This is a genomic window from Sphingomonas sp. GW821-FHT10F11, assembly GCF_058809095.1.
In genome coordinates, this window is record NZ_JBXASH010000001.1 from 682,350 (window position 1) to 698,209 (window position 15,860).

Annotated in this window: 16 protein-coding genes and 1 tRNA gene; 7 read left to right on the top strand and 10 right to left on the bottom strand. The window is 67.0% G+C overall.

From position 1 onward, the window contains the following. Nucleotides 1–40 precede the first annotated feature (40 nt). Nucleotides 41–125 (bottom strand) — tRNA-Leu (locus AC1RT8_RS03300). 95 nt (nt 126–220) lie between these two features. Here AC1RT8_RS03300 and AC1RT8_RS03305 point away from each other — a divergent pair. Together AC1RT8_RS03305 and AC1RT8_RS03310 are read left to right on the top strand one after the other, a co-directional pair. Beyond that, nucleotides 221–406: a hypothetical protein gene (locus AC1RT8_RS03305; RefSeq protein WP_493074157.1), complete on the top strand. Its 186-nt coding sequence runs from the start codon at nt 221–223 to the stop codon at nt 404–406. An 11-nt stretch (nt 407–417) separates the two neighbouring features. Then, nucleotides 418–627, top strand: a complete 210-nt coding sequence (locus tag AC1RT8_RS03310; RefSeq protein WP_493074158.1) for a hypothetical protein — start codon at nt 418–420, stop codon at nt 625–627. Between the two features lie 32 nt (nt 628–659). Here the strand turns inward: AC1RT8_RS03310 and AC1RT8_RS03315 are convergent, their stop codons facing one another. The 7 genes from AC1RT8_RS03315 to AC1RT8_RS03345 all read right to left on the bottom strand — a co-directional run bounded on the left by AC1RT8_RS03315 (nt 660) and on the right by AC1RT8_RS03345 (nt 8,511). Beyond that, nucleotides 660–1,556, bottom strand: coding sequence for a hypothetical protein (locus tag AC1RT8_RS03315; protein WP_493074159.1), 897 nt, complete (start codon nt 1,554–1,556; stop codon nt 660–662). Nucleotides 1,557–1,627: 71 nt separating this feature from the next. Beyond that, a complete protein-coding gene (locus AC1RT8_RS03320; protein ID WP_493074160.1) occupies nt 1,628–2,356 on the bottom strand; it encodes a hypothetical protein in 729 nt (242 codons plus the stop codon). After that, entirely contained in the window at nt 2,328–2,855 is a 528-nt protein-coding gene (locus tag AC1RT8_RS03325; protein ID WP_493074161.1) for a hypothetical protein, read from the bottom strand. The genes AC1RT8_RS03320 and AC1RT8_RS03325 overlap by 29 nt, the downstream gene beginning before the upstream one ends. A gap of 369 nt (nt 2,856–3,224) precedes the next feature. After that, entirely contained in the window at nt 3,225–4,697 is a 1,473-nt protein-coding gene (gatB, locus tag AC1RT8_RS03330) for an Asp-tRNA(Asn)/Glu-tRNA(Gln) amidotransferase subunit GatB (RefSeq protein ID WP_493074162.1), read from the bottom strand. Between the two features lie 128 nt (nt 4,698–4,825). Continuing rightward, nucleotides 4,826–6,310: an Asp-tRNA(Asn)/Glu-tRNA(Gln) amidotransferase subunit GatA gene (gene gatA / locus AC1RT8_RS03335; RefSeq protein WP_493074163.1), complete on the bottom strand. Its 1,485-nt coding sequence runs from the start codon at nt 6,308–6,310 to the stop codon at nt 4,826–4,828. A gap of 58 nt (nt 6,311–6,368) precedes the next feature. Beyond that, nucleotides 6,369–6,656 (bottom strand): Asp-tRNA(Asn)/Glu-tRNA(Gln) amidotransferase subunit GatC, encoded by a 288-nt coding sequence (gene gatC / locus AC1RT8_RS03340; RefSeq protein WP_493074164.1) that lies wholly within the window; start codon nt 6,654–6,656, stop codon nt 6,369–6,371. Nucleotides 6,657–6,717: 61 nt separating this feature from the next. Next, nucleotides 6,718–8,511 carry a DUF4153 domain-containing protein gene (locus AC1RT8_RS03345; protein WP_493074165.1) on the bottom strand — a complete coding sequence of 598 codons (1,794 nt, stop codon included), beginning with the start codon at nt 8,509–8,511 and terminating at the stop codon, nt 6,718–6,720. Between the two features lie 128 nt (nt 8,512–8,639). Between AC1RT8_RS03345 and AC1RT8_RS03350 the strand changes: the two genes are divergently transcribed. Then, nucleotides 8,640–9,764, top strand: a complete 1,125-nt coding sequence (locus AC1RT8_RS03350; protein ID WP_493074166.1) for a DUF3089 domain-containing protein — start codon at nt 8,640–8,642, stop codon at nt 9,762–9,764. Then, nucleotides 9,761–10,225, top strand: a complete 465-nt coding sequence (gene ruvX, locus AC1RT8_RS03355) for a Holliday junction resolvase RuvX (RefSeq protein ID WP_478014710.1) — start codon at nt 9,761–9,763, stop codon at nt 10,223–10,225. The genes AC1RT8_RS03350 and ruvX overlap by 4 nt, the downstream gene beginning before the upstream one ends. Here ruvX and AC1RT8_RS03360 read toward each other — a convergent pair. Then, nucleotides 10,222–11,106: a helix-turn-helix domain-containing protein gene (locus AC1RT8_RS03360; RefSeq protein WP_493074167.1), complete on the bottom strand. Its 885-nt coding sequence runs from the start codon at nt 11,104–11,106 to the stop codon at nt 10,222–10,224. The two genes, ruvX and AC1RT8_RS03360, sit on opposite strands and share 4 nt — an antisense overlap. Before the next feature lie 211 nt (nt 11,107–11,317). On the opposite strand from AC1RT8_RS03360, the gene AC1RT8_RS03365 reads away from it, so the two are divergent. From AC1RT8_RS03365 to AC1RT8_RS03375, 3 genes are all read left to right on the top strand, one after another. Then, nucleotides 11,318–11,911, top strand: a complete 594-nt coding sequence (locus AC1RT8_RS03365) for a hypothetical protein (RefSeq protein ID WP_493074168.1) — start codon at nt 11,318–11,320, stop codon at nt 11,909–11,911. Nucleotides 11,912–12,199: 288 nt separating this feature from the next. Then, complete coding sequence (locus AC1RT8_RS03370; protein ID WP_493074169.1) at nt 12,200–13,189, top strand: aspartate carbamoyltransferase catalytic subunit; 990 nt, start codon at nt 12,200–12,202, stop codon at nt 13,187–13,189. A gap of 56 nt (nt 13,190–13,245) precedes the next feature. Beyond that, nucleotides 13,246–14,415, top strand: a complete 1,170-nt coding sequence (locus AC1RT8_RS03375; protein WP_493074669.1) for a dihydroorotase — start codon at nt 13,246–13,248, stop codon at nt 14,413–14,415. A gap of 61 nt (nt 14,416–14,476) precedes the next feature. Here the strand turns inward: AC1RT8_RS03375 and AC1RT8_RS03380 are convergent, their stop codons facing one another. Continuing rightward, a complete protein-coding gene (locus AC1RT8_RS03380; protein WP_493074170.1) occupies nt 14,477–15,844 on the bottom strand; it encodes an SPOR domain-containing protein in 1,368 nt (455 codons plus the stop codon). Nucleotides 15,845–15,860 lie beyond the last annotated feature (16 nt).

The window sequence follows — 15,860 nt, forward strand, 5'->3', positions numbered from 1 at the left end:
GAATCAGGGTTGCGGCACCCCTCGCCCAGCGCGACGAGACTGGTGCGGGCGAAGGGACTCGAACCCCCACATCTTGCGATACCTGGACCTAAACCAGGCGCGTCTACCAGTTCCGCCACGCCCGCAGGGGACACCGTCGGTCGGCGGCGTCTATAGCAACTCGCACGGGCGTAGCAACCCGGCGCGGTACAAGCGCGTTGGGTCATCGAGGAGAAACCCGATGGCCACGCCCCCACCACCCGAATTGCCGCCCCAACCGAGCCAGCCGGCACGACCCGACGCGCCGCCGCCCGAAGTCTTTCCGACCACGCCCGATGTCGACGTGCCGTCGCCGCAGCCGGGCGGCGATCCGGCGCCGCCCACCCCTGCCCCCGGCCAGCCGGTCGGCGGCACTGATTTTTATTGAGAGGAATGCCCGTGACCGATCGAAATCCGCATCCCGACAGTCCGCCAGAGGCCGACAACGACAACCGAAGCGACATCGAGCAGGTCGTCGATGCCCGCAAGGACGCGGTCGAACGCGGTGAAGGTGGGCAGGAACCCGACGGCTTCACCTCGGCCGGTCTTCCCGACGGGGTCGGCGGCACCGGCGGCGTGACCAGGAACCAGGACGACGACGCGCAATAGGCGTCACCGACCCGGTTCACCTCCAGCTTTTCTCAGGTCGCGGGCGCTGGCTGCACATAGATGAGCCCGTTCGACCAGAGAAGTGTTCCGGCTTGAGCGCCCTCCCCGACGTCGATCCGCGGGCCGTAAAAGCCGGCGGCGAATGCCTTCGGCCGATTCTTCGCGGTATAGAGCTTGATGTCCGCCGAGCCGAGACCAAGGGCGAAGGGGATCAGCCGCTCAATCTGGCCAAAGGCCGCGGTCAGCGAAGCCCTGGCCAGCTTGCCGTCGCTCGCCGCCCAGCTCGCGACGTTTTCACCATGCTCGTAAGACCGAGTCCGCAGCTGCACGATGCTCGATATCGACTGCGCGTAGAATGGCTCCGGCAGCGAGGTCGACCGGGCGCCGTCGGCGGGTTTGCGGACGAGCGCGATGTCGGCGATCACGCGGAGATAGGTGAAGTCCGGCGCGAGATCGTAGCGATAGGTGACGAATGCGACCTGTGGCGTCGCGCTGGCATTCAGGAATGCAGCGCGCGATCGCGGGGATGGATCGTCGGTGACGATGATGTCCTGCGCCTGGAACCACTCGGTTTTCGCCACGGCCCCACGCGTCGTCGCGAAGGCCAGTTCGGCGACGTCGAAGGTCTTCAACGCCTCCCGCAGCGGCTTCACGGTCACCTCGGCCCGCTCGTGCAGAGACTGGCTCATGGTCTCTTTCTTGTCGTCCATCGATTCGATGATCAGCGCGCCGAGCAGGCCGCCGCCATAGGAATCCGAGGCGACGCGGCCCACTTCGATATTCGTTTCGATCGCGTCCTGAGGGATGGCAAGCTGCAGCGACCGCGCAACAGCGCGATCGCCCGAGGCGATAACGCCGGGCACGTCCTTTGCCGCAACTGCCGCCGGAGCCAGCAAAAGCGCGATGCACAGCCCGGCCGCAATCCGCATGGCGGTCTCCAAGGGTGGGTGAGGAAGGAAAGCGGGGCTGCCGGACGATTCCAACGCAGCCCCGCTGCAACTCAGGACTTCTTGGCTCCACCGACGCCCGCTGCAAACTCCTTGAAATTCTTGGAGAAAGCTTCACGCAGATCGGTTTCGGCCGCTTCGGTTTCGTCCGTGGTCTTGGGCGGGAATTGCGACAGGCCATTGCCGCCGCGTCCCTTGACCAGCTTGGCCGCGGACTTCCCGTCGCGGAAATCCTTGAAAATGAAACGGTTGTTCAAGGACCGACCGTAGATCGCTTTCTTCTGGTACAAATTCTGCGTGATGATCAGTTCATAATAGCATGATGCGGTCGACGAGCTGAGGCGGTTGGTTGCCTTGGTGGTGATATTGCGGTCGGCGATCGGCGTCTCGTAGACGATCTGCGATGGCGGCAGGCGAAGCTCCTGCAGGATGTCGAGCGACTTGAGCGCCTCGATCTGCAGGCGCGGGCCCAGCGCTTCCTTGAGATATTCGGCTTCGCTTACGTTGCGGTCCTTGTTCGCCGCAGCATCGGCAATGGCCCCGATAATGCCGAAACCGGATAGCATCGTCGTGGTCTGCGCCTGGCCTTCCAGCGTCGGGAAGATGTGCAGCTCGCAGGTCGGCGCAGCAGGTGCGGCCGCTGTTTGCGGCGCGTCCGTCGTCTGCGACGATGCGACCGTCGCATAGCAAAGAAGTGCCGCCGCAGCGACGGATGTCGTCAAGATTTTCATATTCGCTCCCCTGTTGCCAAGTCTATCTGGATCCCGATTGCGGAATTTCATCACTACCGCCCGGCTGCCGGTCGCCGGCCGCCGCCATGGTCGTTTGTGCCCCCGCTCCTGTTACAACTACCGATTGAGCCGCCTCCACGGCCGGGACGGCCGGAGGCGAGACGCCAGGGTCGAAAAGGATATCTTCTCCGGTCCGCGCGCGAAGCTCGCGGCCTTTCGGGATGACCCCCGCTTTGCCCTTGATGAATCCCGAAAAAATACCGACTGCGAACCAGGTCGCGGCGGTGGCGCCGTTATTGTTGCGGCCTTCCTCCCGATAGCGCCCGTCGAGCAGGACGTTTTTGCCGTTCAATTCCAGTGTGCGGAGCGCAATCCCCAAAATGCCCGGTTTGCCGAACCCGCCCTTGTTCGTGCAAAAGGTGATCTCGCCGCTGCCGATCGCGCCTGCGGGAACCACGACGGCGCCCTGACTGACGACCTCGCGCACCACGGTGACGCCGAAGCGCCTGCCCACCGCGCAGGACATTGTCGATATTTCATCGTTCGTCATGACCGTGACGGGCGTGCCGGCGGCGAGTGTTGCGAGCGTTACTTGCGGAGTCGCGACGGGCGGCGTGGCTGATATTGCCGGAGAAGATTCCCCCGCGACGGGCGTCGTTTGCGCCCCAACGCTTGCGCCCGCAGACGCAAGGCCGACTATAGCCCAAGCCCAGATCTTCACGTGCGCCCCCCGGCAGGGGCTACAGCGACCGCCCCGTTAGCGCTGTACTATCAGATATTTGGCGGTCGAAAAGCCGATTCGTTGCAGGATCGGATCAGATCATCCTTTTTGATGAGACGGAAGGTTCCCGACGACGCGTTGTGCCTCGACCGTCATTCATCAAGGCAAAGCCGGCCCCATGCCCGTGACAAGAGCCGCTCAGCCCAGCGCCTTCTTCAGCAGATCATTGACCACGCCGGGATTGGCCTTGCCACCCATCGCCTTCATCGTCTGGCCGACGAAGAAACCGAACAATTTGTCCTTGCCCGAGCGGTACTCGGCGACCTTGTCCTCGTTCGCGGCCATCACCTCGGCGATCACCTTCTCGATCGCGCCGGTGTCGCTGGTCTGCTTGAGCCCGCGCTCCTCGACGATCGCGCCCGCGCCCTGGCCGGTTTCGAGCATGATCTCGAAGACCTGCTTGGCGAGCGTGCCCGACAAAGTGCCGTCGGCGACGAGGCCAAGCAGCTCGCCGGCCTGGGCGGGGCTGACCGGCGAGTGCTCGATATCCTTGCCGATGCGGTTGAGCGCGCCGAACAGCTCCGACGTCACCCAGTTCGCCGCCGCGACCGGCTTCGCCCCCGTCTCGAGCAACGCATCGAACCAGCGCGCCGCCTCGACCTCGGCCGTCAGCACGGCGGCGGCATAGGGCGTGATGCCGAGCGCTTCGTAGCGGCGGCGCTTCGCGTCGGGCAGTTCGGGCAGGCTCGCGCGGCATTCCTCGAGGAACGCGTCGTCGAGTTCGAGCGGCAGCAGGTCGGGATCGGGGAAGTAACGATAATCGTGCGCATCCTCCTTGGAGCGCATCGACCGGGTCACGTTCTTGTCGGGATCGTAAAGCCGCGTTTCCTGGACGATGCGTTCGCCGGCTTCGAGCGCCGTGACCTGGCGGAGCGCTTCCTGCTCGACCACCGCCATGACGAAGCGGACCGAGTTGACGTTCTTCGTCTCGGTCCGCGTGCCGAGCGGATCGCCGGGCTTGCGCACGCTGACATTGACGTCGGCGCGCATCGAGCCTTCTTCCATATTGCCGTCACACGAGCCGACATAGCGCAGAATCGATCTGAGCTTGCGCAGATAAGCCCCTGCTTCGGCAGGCGATGTCATGTCCGGGCGGCTGACGATCTCCATCAGCGCCACGCCCGACCGGTTGAGATCGACATAGCTCTGCGTCGGATGCTGGTCGTGCATCAGCTTGCCAGCATCCTGCTCGACATGGATTCGCTCGACCCCGATGCGCTTGGTCGCGTCGTCGGGGTTCTTGTCGTCGAGGCTGATGTCGATCGCGCCTTCGCCCACCAGCGGATGGTAGAGCTGGCTGATCTGATAACCCTGCGGCAGATCGGCGTAGAAATAATTCTTGCGGTCGAAGCGCGACCATTTGTTGATCTGCGCGTCGATCGCCATGCCGGTACGCACCGCCTGGCGGATGCACTCGCGGTTGGGCACGGGCAGCATGCCCGGCATCGCGGCATCGACCAGCGAGACCTGGGTGTTGGGCTCGGCGCCGAACGCGGTCGCCGCGCCCGAGAAGAGCTTGGCATTGGAGGTCACCTGGGCATGGACTTCGAGGCCGACCACGACCTCCCAATCGCCGGTGGCGCCACGGATGCGATAGGCTGCTTCAGTCATTTCATTCGCTTTCGTCCTGATCGGGCCATCGCCGCCGTCGCGGCTCGGGCTCCCGACAAAGAAACTTGATCAATCGCCCGCCAAAATGGAGTGCCGGTTCGAACAGGAATTCGAACAGCAGCCCCATCTCACCACCACGCCTCGGGCCGCGCGACGAAGCCAGCGCGCTCTTCGAGCGCCAGCCCGGCATTCAGCACGCCTTGCTCGTCGAGCGGCTTGCCGATGATCTGCAGGCCGAGCGGCAATCCGGCCTTGTCGAGGCCGCCAGGCACCGACATCGCCGGCAGGCCGGCAAGCGAGCTGGGCACGGTGAACACGTCGTTCAAGTACATCGCGATCGGATCGGCGCTCTTCTCGCCCAGCGCGAACGCCGCGGACGGCGCCGTCGGGGTCAGCAGCAGGTCGCAGCTTTCCCAGGCCCGCTCGAAATCGCGCGCGATCAGGGTGCGGACCTTCTGCGCCTGAGTGTAATAGGCGTCGTAGAAACCGGCCGAGAGCACATAGGTGCCGATCATGATCCGGCGCTTCACCTCGTCGCCGAAACCGGCCGCGCGGGTCGCGGCGTACATGTCCTGCAGGTTCGCGCCCTCGGGCAGGTCGCGCAGGCCGTAGCGGACGCCGTCATAACGGGCGAGGTTCGACGAGGCCTCGGCCGGCGCGATGATGTAATAGGCCGGCAGTGCGTATTTGGTGTGCGGCAGCGAGACCTCGACGATCTCCGCGCCCGCATCCCGTGCCCAGTCGATGCCCTGCTGCCAGAGCGCTTCGATCTCGGCCGGCATGTTGTCGACGCGATATTCCTTGGGGATGCCAATGCGCTTGCCCGCGAGGCTGGACGACAGGCCGGCCTCCCATTTCGGCACGTCGAGGTCGAGCGAGGTCGAATCCTTCGGATCGAACCCGGTCATCGCCTCGAGCATGATCGCGCAGTCGCGCACGTCGCGCGCCATCGGCCCGGCCTGGTCGAGCGACGAGGCGAACGCCACCACGCCCCAGCGCGAGCAGCGGCCATAGGTCGGCTTGATGCCGGCAATGCCGGTAAAGGCAGCGGGCTGGCGGATCGAACCGCCGGTATCGGTACCGGTCGCCGCCGGGCAGAGCCGCGCCGCGATCGCCGCCGAGCTGCCGCCCGAGGAGCCGCCGGGCGCGAGCGGCGCATTGCCGCCGTCGGCACGCCGCCAGGGCGAGATGACGTTGCCGAAATAGCTGGTCTCGTTGGACGAGCCCATGGCGAACTGGTCCATGTTGAGCTTGCCCAGCATGCCCGCGCCCGCATCCCACAGCTTGCCGGAGACGGTGGATTCATAGGGCGGCGTGAAGCCTTCAAGGATATGGCTCGCCGCGGTGGAGGCCACGCCCTTGGTGCAGAACAGGTCCTTCATGCCGATCGGCACGCCGGCCAGCGGCTTCAGCGTCTCGCCCGCCGCGCGCGCCGCGTCGGCCGCGTCGGCGGCAGCGAGGGCGTGATCGGGAGTCTCGACCAGAAAGGCGTTGAGAGCCTTGGCCTTGCTCACCTTCACGATGAACGCGTCGGCCACTTCGCGCGCGGAAAAGCCGCCGGTGCGCACCCCGTCGCGGATCGCGGCAACGCCCAGATCGGTAAGCTCGGTCATGCTTTTGATTCCTGGATCCCGGCCTGCGCCGGGATGATCGAAGGCTGATCTGCGATCATCATTCGATCACCTTCGGCACGGCGAAGAAGCCGTGCTCCGCCGCCGGGGCGTTGGAGAGCACCTTGTCGCGCACATTGCCGTCAGTGACGACATCGTCGCGCAGGCGCAGATGGTTGGGGATGACGGCAGTCATCGGCTCGACCGACGAGGTGTCGACCTCGCCGAGCTGCTCGATCCAGCCCATGATGTTGTCGAGTTCCGGTGCGATGCGCGCGGCCTCTTCCTCGGTGATCGCGATGCGGGCAAGGCTCGCGATCTTCTTCACGGTTGCGATATCTACGGACATGGCCGCGCGGCTAGCAGAGCGCGGCCAAGGCGCGCAACCAAAAGGCGCCGTGAACGGATGCTTATTCGAATGGCTCGCCCACCGGCACGTCGCCGACAAAGACCTGGCGGCGCGGCACGGTGCGGATCTCGATCCTGCCGGCAGCCAGAGCGGCCTTGAGCGCGGCGCGTGTCGCCGCCTCCGGCCGCACGACATCGCCTTCGTCCACCGCTGCCCATACAGTGCCGGTCAGCCGGTACCGGATCACGCATGACGTACCCAGCGACACGACCGGCGAATTGGATGCCTGGGTCGGCGGCTCACCGGCAAGGCGCTCGACGCAATTGTCCTTGAGCAGCACTGCGCTCGTATCGCCCGGCTTGTAGAGCAAGGTGCAGGTGCCGATACGGGCGGTATCGCACCCCCGCCAGCCGGTCAGCTGCGGCTTCAGGCCTTCGGGCACGGCACCGCCCGCCGGCAGCACGCGCAGGCTCTTGTCGAGTATCTCGGTTTCCTTCGCGGTCCGGTCGATGTCGGCCGCCTGGTACCGGCTGTTCACGCCCGCCGCGCGTTTGGCGCGATCCGCGATGGCGACGTTCTTCGATACCGCCAGCCGCTTGAGCGCTGACTTGCCCGGATCGCCGAAATCGAAGGCGAGCGCCGCCCAGTCGAACCGGTCGGGTGCGATCCTGCCCGATTCCAGCCGGGCGACCTGATCCCTGGTGGAGATCGCGTTGAAGCTGAGCAGCGGCGTCGCGAGGAAAAGCGCCACGCCTGACACGATGAAGGCCAGATGCAGGTTCGCCGGCCGCACCTTCGCCGACCAGCCCTGCCGCCCGCGCAGCAACGCGACGAAATAAGCCACGCCGTACGCAGTCGCGAGGATCACGAAGACGAGCGCCCAGAGCCGGTCGGGGCTGAAGCCATATTGGCCGATCCTGAGCCCCGTCGCGATCGCGGCGATCACGCAAAGCGGCAGGATGGCGAAGCCGAGCGCCATCGCGCCCCAGCGCAGAACGGGATTGGTCGCCTCCTCGTCCTCGCCATTGCCGATCACGGCATTGGCGAGGATCAGCGCGCCGATCGCACAGCACAGCAGGATCGGCGTCGTCGCCTTGGTCGCCTGCCAGAGCGCGCCGAGCCCGGTAAAGGGCAGCGCGAGCAGGAACAGCAACAGTCCGGCACCCAGCACCGGCGCGAGCACGGCGAGCACCGCCGTCACCACGCGCTGGAGCAGGCGAACGACCCGGTCGCGCTCGCGGAACAGCCCGAGCGCGCCGCCGAACGCGGCACCCGCCAGCCCCGCCGCGAACCAGTGCCGTTCCAGCATCTCGCGCACCAGATGCAGGCCGATCAGGTCGAACAATGCCGCCAGCAGCCAGGCCAGCGCAAAGACCACGCCGACGAACGCCCAGCAGGCAAACCACAGCACCACATTGGTCCAGGCATGGCCGTGCACGTCGCGATAGGGGAAGCGCCACGCCCCTTCGTCGCGCGCCGTCTGGAATAGCGGCACCGCGATCGCGACCGCCAGGAAAAGGCTCGCATAGCGCCAGTCGCCGATATCGGCCCAGCCGTCATTGCCGCCGTTCCAGTAATAGATCAGGCCCGCCACCGCACCCGCCAGCAGCGCAAAGCCGGCGGCCCAGGGCAGCCGCACGCGCTCCATGCCGAAGCCGAACGCCATCGCCCCGGTGCCGATCGCGATCGAGACGGCGATTCGCCAGATTTCCAGCGGCGGACGGGAATAACCATAAGGGCGATCGATCAGTTGCTGGACGAGGATCGCCGCGACCGCACCGATCGCCGCCAGAATCACCGGCCGCAGGCGCCAGGCCCCGGCTGGTTCGCCGCTCTCCACATCCCAGTCCGACATTGCGCGATCCCCTTTGCGGGCAATGAGCGCAGGACCGAAGCCGATTGCAAGCGCCGCCTTCCTGCTGCACGGAATCTCCATGGCCGCGACACATCTCGTGCCGCGCCGCCGTTCGGAGATCGCAGGCCTTGGCCCGGAAATTCCTCTATCTCATCGTCGTCCTGATCATGCTCGCGGTCGCCGGCCTGTTCGTTTTCCGGCTGTACGGCATCGAAATGACGCGCTGGACCTTCGTGCCCAAGGCGGTGTTCGAGGCTCAGCCGGCGGTTGCGCCGAACGCCTATGCCGATGCGCGAATGTGGTTCGCCCGGCCCGACAAGCGCGGCAATCCGGCATTGTGGACTCCGGCCGGATATCAGCCGGCCGCGGCGCCCGAGGCGGCGGTGTTCTTCATCCACCCGACCTCCTTCCTCAACGGCCAGCGCTGGAACGCCCCGCTCGACGACGCGGATGCCAATGCCCGTGCCGAGCTGTTCCTGCGGGCCCAGGCGAGCGCCTTCAACGAAACCGGCGCGATCTGGGCACCGCGCTATCGCCAGGCGACCTTCGGGGCGTTCCTGACGACCAAGGCGGAGGCGCAAAAGGCGCTTGACCTCGCTTATGGCGACGTCGCCACCGCGTTCGACCAGTTCCTGAAGGAGGCGGGCGACCGCCCGATCATCCTGGCCGGCCACAGCCAGGGTGCGCTCCATCTGACCCGGCTGCTGCACGAGAGGATCGCGGGCACGCCGCTCGCGAAGCGGATCGTGGCGGCCTATGTCGTCGGCTGGCCCGTTTCCAGGATCGCCGACCTTCCGCGCATGGGCCTGCCGGAATGCACCATGGCCGATCAGGCCGGCTGCATCCTCTCCTGGCAGAGCTTCGCCGAACCCGCCGATCCGGCGCTGCTGCTCGAGGCGTTCGACGCGACGTCCGGCTTCACCGGCGCACCGCGCGGCGGCACGCCGATGGTCTGCACCAACCCGATCACCAGCACCGCCGATGCGGCGGCACCTGCGACCGCCAATCTCGGCACGCTGGTGCCAGAAAAGGATCTGGGCGACGCGACGATCCAGGCGGGCCAGGTCCCCGCGCGGTGCGAGGGGCGCGGGCTGCTGATGATCGGCACGCCGCCCGATCTCGGCAGCTATGTGCTGCCGGGCAACAATTATCACGTCTACGACTACAGCCTGTTCTGGGCGAATGTCCGCGCCGACGCGGCGCGGCGGCTCGCGGCGTTCAAGGCGAAGACGGGCAAGGCGAAAGCGGGATGATCACCACCGACCGCGCCGTCTTCCGCGAGGCCCTGCCGACCGGCGGGCGCCTGATCGGGCTGGACGTCGGCACCAAGACGATCGGCACCGCGCTGTGCGACGCCGGATGGAGCTTCGCCAGCCCTGCCCTGCTGATCCGCCGCACCAAGTTCCAGAAGGACAAGACGGCGCTCGCCGCGCTGATCGTCGAGCAGCAGGTCAAGGGCATCGTCATCGGCCTGCCGCTCAACCTGACCGACGGCAGCGAAAGCCCGCGCAGCCAGTCGAGCCGTGCCTTTGCCCGCAACATGGAGGATCTGGGCCTGCCGATCTTCCTTCAGGACGAGCGCTGGTCGACCCAGGCCGTGACGCGCACCCTGATCGAACAGGATGCCAGCCGGGCAAAACGCGCCGAACTGGTCGACAAGATGGCGGCGGCGTACATCCTGCAAGGCGCGATCGACGCCCTGGTGAGCGGCTAGTCGCTCTTCGACGGGTGCAGCCCCTGGACGGGGGCGCCGACCACCCGCAGCCTTTCCTCCACCGCCCGGCGCAGCACCTCGCGCGGCGAGCTGAAATAGGCGCGCGGGGTCATGCCCATGAACGCCTTGAAGTCGCGGTTGAAATGGGCCTGATCATAATAGGCCGGGTCGATCAGGTCGGTCAGCGGCCGATCGAGCGAATCGCGTACCGCCCCCAGGGTCCGAAGGAACCGCTGGCGGCGCAGCAGGCGCTTCGGTGTGAAACCGAACACACGCAGGCATAGCCGGTTGAGCTTGGCCTGTTGCACCCCAAGCTGTTCGGCGAACTCGGCGACATCGGCGGCCGAGCCGGAGACGAGCACCTCATGCGCCTTCAGCGCGAGCGGACTGCGTTTGCCACCATGCCGCGCGCGGCGGGTCAGGACCGTATCGAGCAGTGCCACCCGGCCGGCATCGTCGGCGCAAGCCAATAGCGACCGCGCCAGATCTTCGCCGTTCGTGCCGAAGGCGTCGCCGAGCGGCACCATCTTGTTCGCGACCGCGCCCGCATTGCCGCCGATCAGCCTGACCCATCCCATCGGTGTCAGCCCGACACCGAGCAGCCCGCCGGCGGGGCTCGAAAACTGGCGGGTGCGGTCGGTCGGGCCGAACAGGGCGGGCGCGAACGCGGGGATCATCGCACCGGTGGCGAGGTCCTGAATCTCCCATTCGCCCCACAGGATGAACCGGACATTCGCCCATTCGGGATGGAGGAAATCGCTGAGCGGCAATGTCGATTCGACGATGACATAGGCGGTGATCAGATCACGCAGCTCTGGGGCCGGCAGATGGAACCGCACATCGGGCACAGGCCGGCCAATGGCCGTCCTCGCATCATCCATTGTCACTCGCTTCCCCGCCAAACCCGCGACCCGGATCCGCCACGATCCTACACGGCAAGGCCGTAAGGTCGAGGCCAATTCCACCTACGCACCTGAACGCGCAACGAAACAGCCATAGTGGAAATTGTTGCGGTGGCCGCGCCGCCCATTGGGACTATCGTCGCTGCGAACTGCCGGGGGGCTTCAAACCATGCTGCCGATCATCGAAAATATGCCACGGCGCCCTTTCGCGACCGTGGTGGCGCTCGCGCTACTGGGCGGCTGCACCGCCGCCGGCGGCGCGGATCGCCCGGCAAGCGCCTCGACCGCGCAATGCGACACCCAGTCGATCGACTCCCGCCCCGGCCGCATCTGGTGGAAGGAACAAAGCTGGCGCTATGCGAGCGATGCGGAGGCCACCGCCGCCTATCAAGCCATCGCGACCGGCAGCGACCCCTGGCCCAACTGGTTCACGCCGTCGCAGCAGGACCTGCCGGTGGGCACGCGGTTCCAGATGGCGCTCGGCAAGGGCCAGCCCGAGACCAGCCCGGGCGGTTTCGGCACCTTCGACAATATCGAGAGCGTCCGTGACGTGCGTGTCCATCTGGCAGTGGAATATGCCTGGAAGCCCGAGATCGACCGGGTCGTCACCTATGAAGTGATCAAGACGCTCCCGGTGAAGATCGGCCCGATCGGCCCGCAGGCCGATCCGCATGGCTGCGCCTGGCTGCCCGGCCGCTGGTCGCAACTGCAGATGATGGTGCCACCGGCAAACCGCATCGACTATCTCAAGGTCGTGGCGGTACGCCCGATCGAGCAACGATAAGACTATCAGGCGTTTGAGGAGAAAATCCCGCTGGAACAGGGTCATCGAAACCTCACTTGGAGTCTTTCGCGATCACTTAACCGTCATGCCGGACTTGTTCCGGCATCCACCGTTCCACTCGCTCAGCGGCCTGTTGGTTTGCGGCATGGTGGACCCCGGAACGAGTCCGGGGTGACGATAGATTTCAGCTTGGGCGCATCTGGTTCCAGTTGGTCCAGCCGCTCTCCGCCTCGGTTCCGCCCGCGCCACCTTGCGCCCTGCCCCGCCCCTCGCTACCGAACCCCTTTAATGCCAGCCTCAGATCACCGCCCCGCGACCCTCATCCAGGGCAGCGCCGTTTTCCCGCACCGGCACCTGACCGGAATCGATGGATTGCAGCCGCACGAGATCATGTTCCTGCTCGACGAATCGGAGCAGTGGATCGAGGCGAACCGCAGCCGCGCGAAGAGCGACAAAAGGCTGGAAGGCCTTACCCAGATCAACGCCTTCTTCGAGAACAGCACACGCACGCTCCTCTCGTTCGAGATCGCGGGCAAGCGGCTCGGCGCCGACGTGGTCAACATGCACGCCGCCCAGTCCTCGGTGAAGAAGGGCGAGACGCTGATCGACACCGCGATGACGCTCAACGCGATGCGCGCCGACGTGATCGTCATCCGCCATATGAGTTCGGGCGCGGTGCGGCTGATCGCCGACAAGGTCGATTGCCCGGTGCTCAATGCCGGCGACGGCAGCCATGAACATCCGACTCAGGCTCTGCTCGACGCGCTGACCATCCGCCGCCGTCGCGGATCGGTGGCGGGGCAGCGCGTGGTGATCTGCGGCGACCTGCTGCACAGCCGCGTCGCGCGCTCCAACATCCTCTCGCTGACCGCGCTCGCCGCCGAGGTGCGCGTCTGCGCCCCGTCCACCCTGATGCCCGCGGCGATCGAGCGGATGGGCGTGACGCCCTTCACCGATTTCGACGCGGCGCTCGACGGTGCCGATGTGGTGATGATGCTGCGCCTGCAGACCGAGCGCATGTCGGGCGGCTTCGTGCCTTCCACCCGCGAATATCATATGCGCTACGGCCTCACGCTCGAACGGCTCGCCCGGGCCAAAGCCGACGCGCTGATCATGCATCCCGGCCCGATGAACCGCGGCGTCGAGATCGACTCGAACGTCGCCGACCATGTCGAGCGATCGGCCATCACCGAGCAGGTCGAGATGGGCGTGGCCGTGCGCATGGCCTGCCTGGATGTGCTGACGCGGCGAGCGCGGAAGGTGGAGGGCTGGGCATGATCCGCGCCTTCAGCAATGCGTCGCTGGTTTCCGGCGGGGGAGAAGACTTCGGCGTAATGGTGATCGATGCCGAGAAGATTGTCTCGGTCGGCGGCAACGACGCGCCGGAGGGCGCCGAACTGACCGACTGCAGCACGCTCGGCCGGTCGGTGCTGATCGCGCCCGCCATCATCGATCTCGGTGTGTTCGCGGTCGACAAGGCGGCGTGCCGTGCCGGCGGCATCGTCCGGGTCGGGCTGATGCCCGATCAGTCGCCGGTGCTCGACGATCCGGGCATCATCCAGCGCGCCGCCGACATGGGCAAGCCCGATATCTGGGTCCATCCGATCGCCGCCGCGACACGCGGCCTGGCCGGCACCGATCTCGCCGAGATGGCGATCGCCCGCGATGCCGGCGCCCGCGCGGTCGCGACCGGCCGGCGCTGGATCGCGGATTCCGGCGTGATGCGCCGCGTGCTCGCCTATGCGCATGATTGCGACCTGACGGTGATCACCCATGCCGAGGATGCCGGGCTGGTCGGTCACGCGGTCGCGACCGAAGGCGAGACCGCCACAAGGCTCGGCCTGCCCTCGGCACCCGCGACGGCCGAGGCGCTGGCGATCGCGCGCGACCTGCTGCTCGCCGAGGAAACCGGCGCGCGGCTCCATTTCCGCCAGGTGACGACGGCGGCCGGGTTCGACCTGGTCCGCCGCGCCAAGGCGCGCGGCCTGCCGGTGACCTGCGGCATCACGCCCGCGCATCTGTTCCTGTCCGACAATGCGATGAGCGATTTCCGCACCTTCGCGCATCTCTCTCCGGCGCTCCGCTGCGAAAGCGACCGGCAGGCGGCGCTGGCGGCAGTGGCGGACGGGACGATCGACGTGCTCTGTTCGGGTCACGATCCACGCGGGCCCGAAGAGAAGCGCCTGCCCTTCGCCGATTCATCGGCGGGCATGGCGGGTGCCGAAACCTTGCTGGCGCTATCGCTCGGACTGGTGCGCGACGACGTGATCGGGATCGACCGGCTGTTCGCGCTGCTCGCGGCCAATCCGGCGAAGATCCTGGGGCTCGAGGCGGGCGCGCTGGCGCCTGGCGCGCCCGCCGATTTCATGCTGCTCGACTGGGAAGCGCCATGGCAGATCGACACCGATCGCATGGTCGCCAAGGCGGGCAACACGCCGTTCGACAAGCTGCCCGTGCAGGGCAAGGTGCTGCGCCTGTTCAAGGGCGGCACCGAGCTTCCCTAAAACGACATCAGCCGCGCGGGCCTGAACCCACGCGGCTGACGCGATCCTCTCGACGAATGTCTTAGCGCGAGGCCATCTGCCGGCCGGCGGGGCGCGCCCACAAAGCGACCTGGTCGCCGGCATGGGCGCGGACGAAGCAGGTGCCACCCTTCGCCTTGTAGCTCTGGCACAGCGCATCCGCTTCGGAACGGGCGAAACCGCCGACCGAGAGACGGTAGAAACTACCCGCCTTGGAGGTGATGCTCATGCCCGACGGCGTCTGGCCGGCGAAGCTCGCATTGCTGCGGACGGCCCGGCCCCAGGCGTCCTTGGCGACGGCGGCGTTCTGATACGCACCGAGCTGGACGAAATAACTGCCCTTGGCGGGAGCGCGAGTGACCGGGGCCACGGCTGGCGCCACCTTGGCGCTGGCCACGCGTACCGATGCGCGCGGCGCAACGATGGTGGAATTGTTGGACGGAAGCCGCTGCACGACTTCCTCGCGAGGGCCGAACACCACGCTGGCAAAGGCTGGCGCTGGTCCCGGGGCAGCCTCGACCGGTGCGGCGGCGACGGCGACTTCAGCGACTGGAGCGGCGGGGACGGGTGTGCCCATGTCCTGCGCGACCTGAGCGGCATTTTCCGCCTGGCCGGGCATGAAGGCATCGACCGCCGCGGCGGCCAGCGCCGTGCCCGTCGAAGGAGCGTTGAGGGCGAGCGCGACCGGCTGGCCCGAATCCCGCACCGGCGTGACGCCGAGCAGCGAGGCGACCTGGTCATAGGCCGATTTCGGGCGGGCGAATTCCGCCCAATGCAGGATGCGCTGGTCGACTTCGTCAGGCGCCAGATCGAACGAGGCCATTGTCCGGGCTTCCTGCCAGCGGCCGGCCAGCGCGAGGCTGAGCGCGAAATTCTGGCGGGTCTTGGCGTCGGCCTCGGGTGCGCGGACCGCTGCGTTGAGCAGTTCGACCGCGCTGGCGGGATCGCCGGCCAGCGCCATCGCCAGGCCGCGGTCGCTGATCGGGATGATGTCCTTGTGCGTGTCGAGCGTCTGGCGCGCGCCGGCCCAGTCGCCGGTGGCGATCTGTGCGAGAGCGAGGTTGAGCGGCAGCTTGCCGTTGCCCGGATCGAGCGTCATCGCGTCGGTGAAGGCCTGGCGGGCGGAGTCGAACCGGCCGGCGCGCAGATAGCTGTTGGCCAGCAGCACGCGGAAGCTTGCGACCTGCGGGCGCAGCCCGACGGCGACCTCGGCATGGAATACTGCCTGTTCGCCCTTGCCCTTGGCAAGCGCGGCACGCGCCTTGCCCGCTTCGGATGCCGCCTTGCGCTCGGCACGCGATTCGTCGCGCGCGCTGGCGAAGGCGATGCCGCCATGCGAGGTGATGCCGGCCAGTGCCCCGCAGGCAACGAGTGCGGTAAGCCCTAGAGTGACGATCGCCCGGGTCTTCATCGGAATTCCCCTATTC

Excerpts from the sequence above, each read along its gene's own strand:
- AC1RT8_RS03325 (WP_493074161.1), bottom strand. The coding sequence starts at position 2,855 with ATGACGAACGATGAAATATCGACAATGTCCTGCGCGGTGGGCAGGCGC.
- AC1RT8_RS03320 (WP_493074160.1), bottom strand. The coding sequence starts at position 2,356 with ATGAAATTCCGCAATCGGGATCCAGATAGACTTGGCAACAGGGGAGCG.
- ruvX (WP_478014710.1), top strand. The coding sequence starts at position 9,761 with ATGATCACCACCGACCGCGCCGTCTTCCGCGAGGCCCTGCCGACCGGC.
- gatC (WP_493074164.1), bottom strand. The coding sequence starts at position 6,656 with ATGTCCGTAGATATCGCAACCGTGAAGAAGATCGCGAGCCTTGCCCGC.
- AC1RT8_RS03370 (WP_493074169.1), top strand. The coding sequence starts at position 12,200 with ATGCCAGCCTCAGATCACCGCCCCGCGACCCTCATCCAGGGCAGCGCC.
- AC1RT8_RS03315 (WP_493074159.1), bottom strand. The coding sequence starts at position 1,556 with ATGCGGATTGCGGCCGGGCTGTGCATCGCGCTTTTGCTGGCTCCGGCG.
- AC1RT8_RS03305 (WP_493074157.1), top strand. The coding sequence starts at position 221 with ATGGCCACGCCCCCACCACCCGAATTGCCGCCCCAACCGAGCCAGCCG.
- gatA (WP_493074163.1), bottom strand. The coding sequence starts at position 6,310 with ATGACCGAGCTTACCGATCTGGGCGTTGCCGCGATCCGCGACGGGGTG.
- gatB (WP_493074162.1), bottom strand. The coding sequence starts at position 4,697 with ATGACTGAAGCAGCCTATCGCATCCGTGGCGCCACCGGCGATTGGGAG.
- AC1RT8_RS03380 (WP_493074170.1), bottom strand. The coding sequence starts at position 15,844 with ATGAAGACCCGGGCGATCGTCACTCTAGGGCTTACCGCACTCGTTGCC.
- AC1RT8_RS03375 (WP_493074669.1), top strand. The coding sequence starts at position 13,246 with ATGGTGATCGATGCCGAGAAGATTGTCTCGGTCGGCGGCAACGACGCG.
- AC1RT8_RS03345 (WP_493074165.1), bottom strand. The coding sequence starts at position 8,511 with ATGTCGGACTGGGATGTGGAGAGCGGCGAACCAGCCGGGGCCTGGCGC.
- AC1RT8_RS03360 (WP_493074167.1), bottom strand. The coding sequence starts at position 11,106 with ATGGATGATGCGAGGACGGCCATTGGCCGGCCTGTGCCCGATGTGCGG.
- AC1RT8_RS03365 (WP_493074168.1), top strand. The coding sequence starts at position 11,318 with ATGCCACGGCGCCCTTTCGCGACCGTGGTGGCGCTCGCGCTACTGGGC.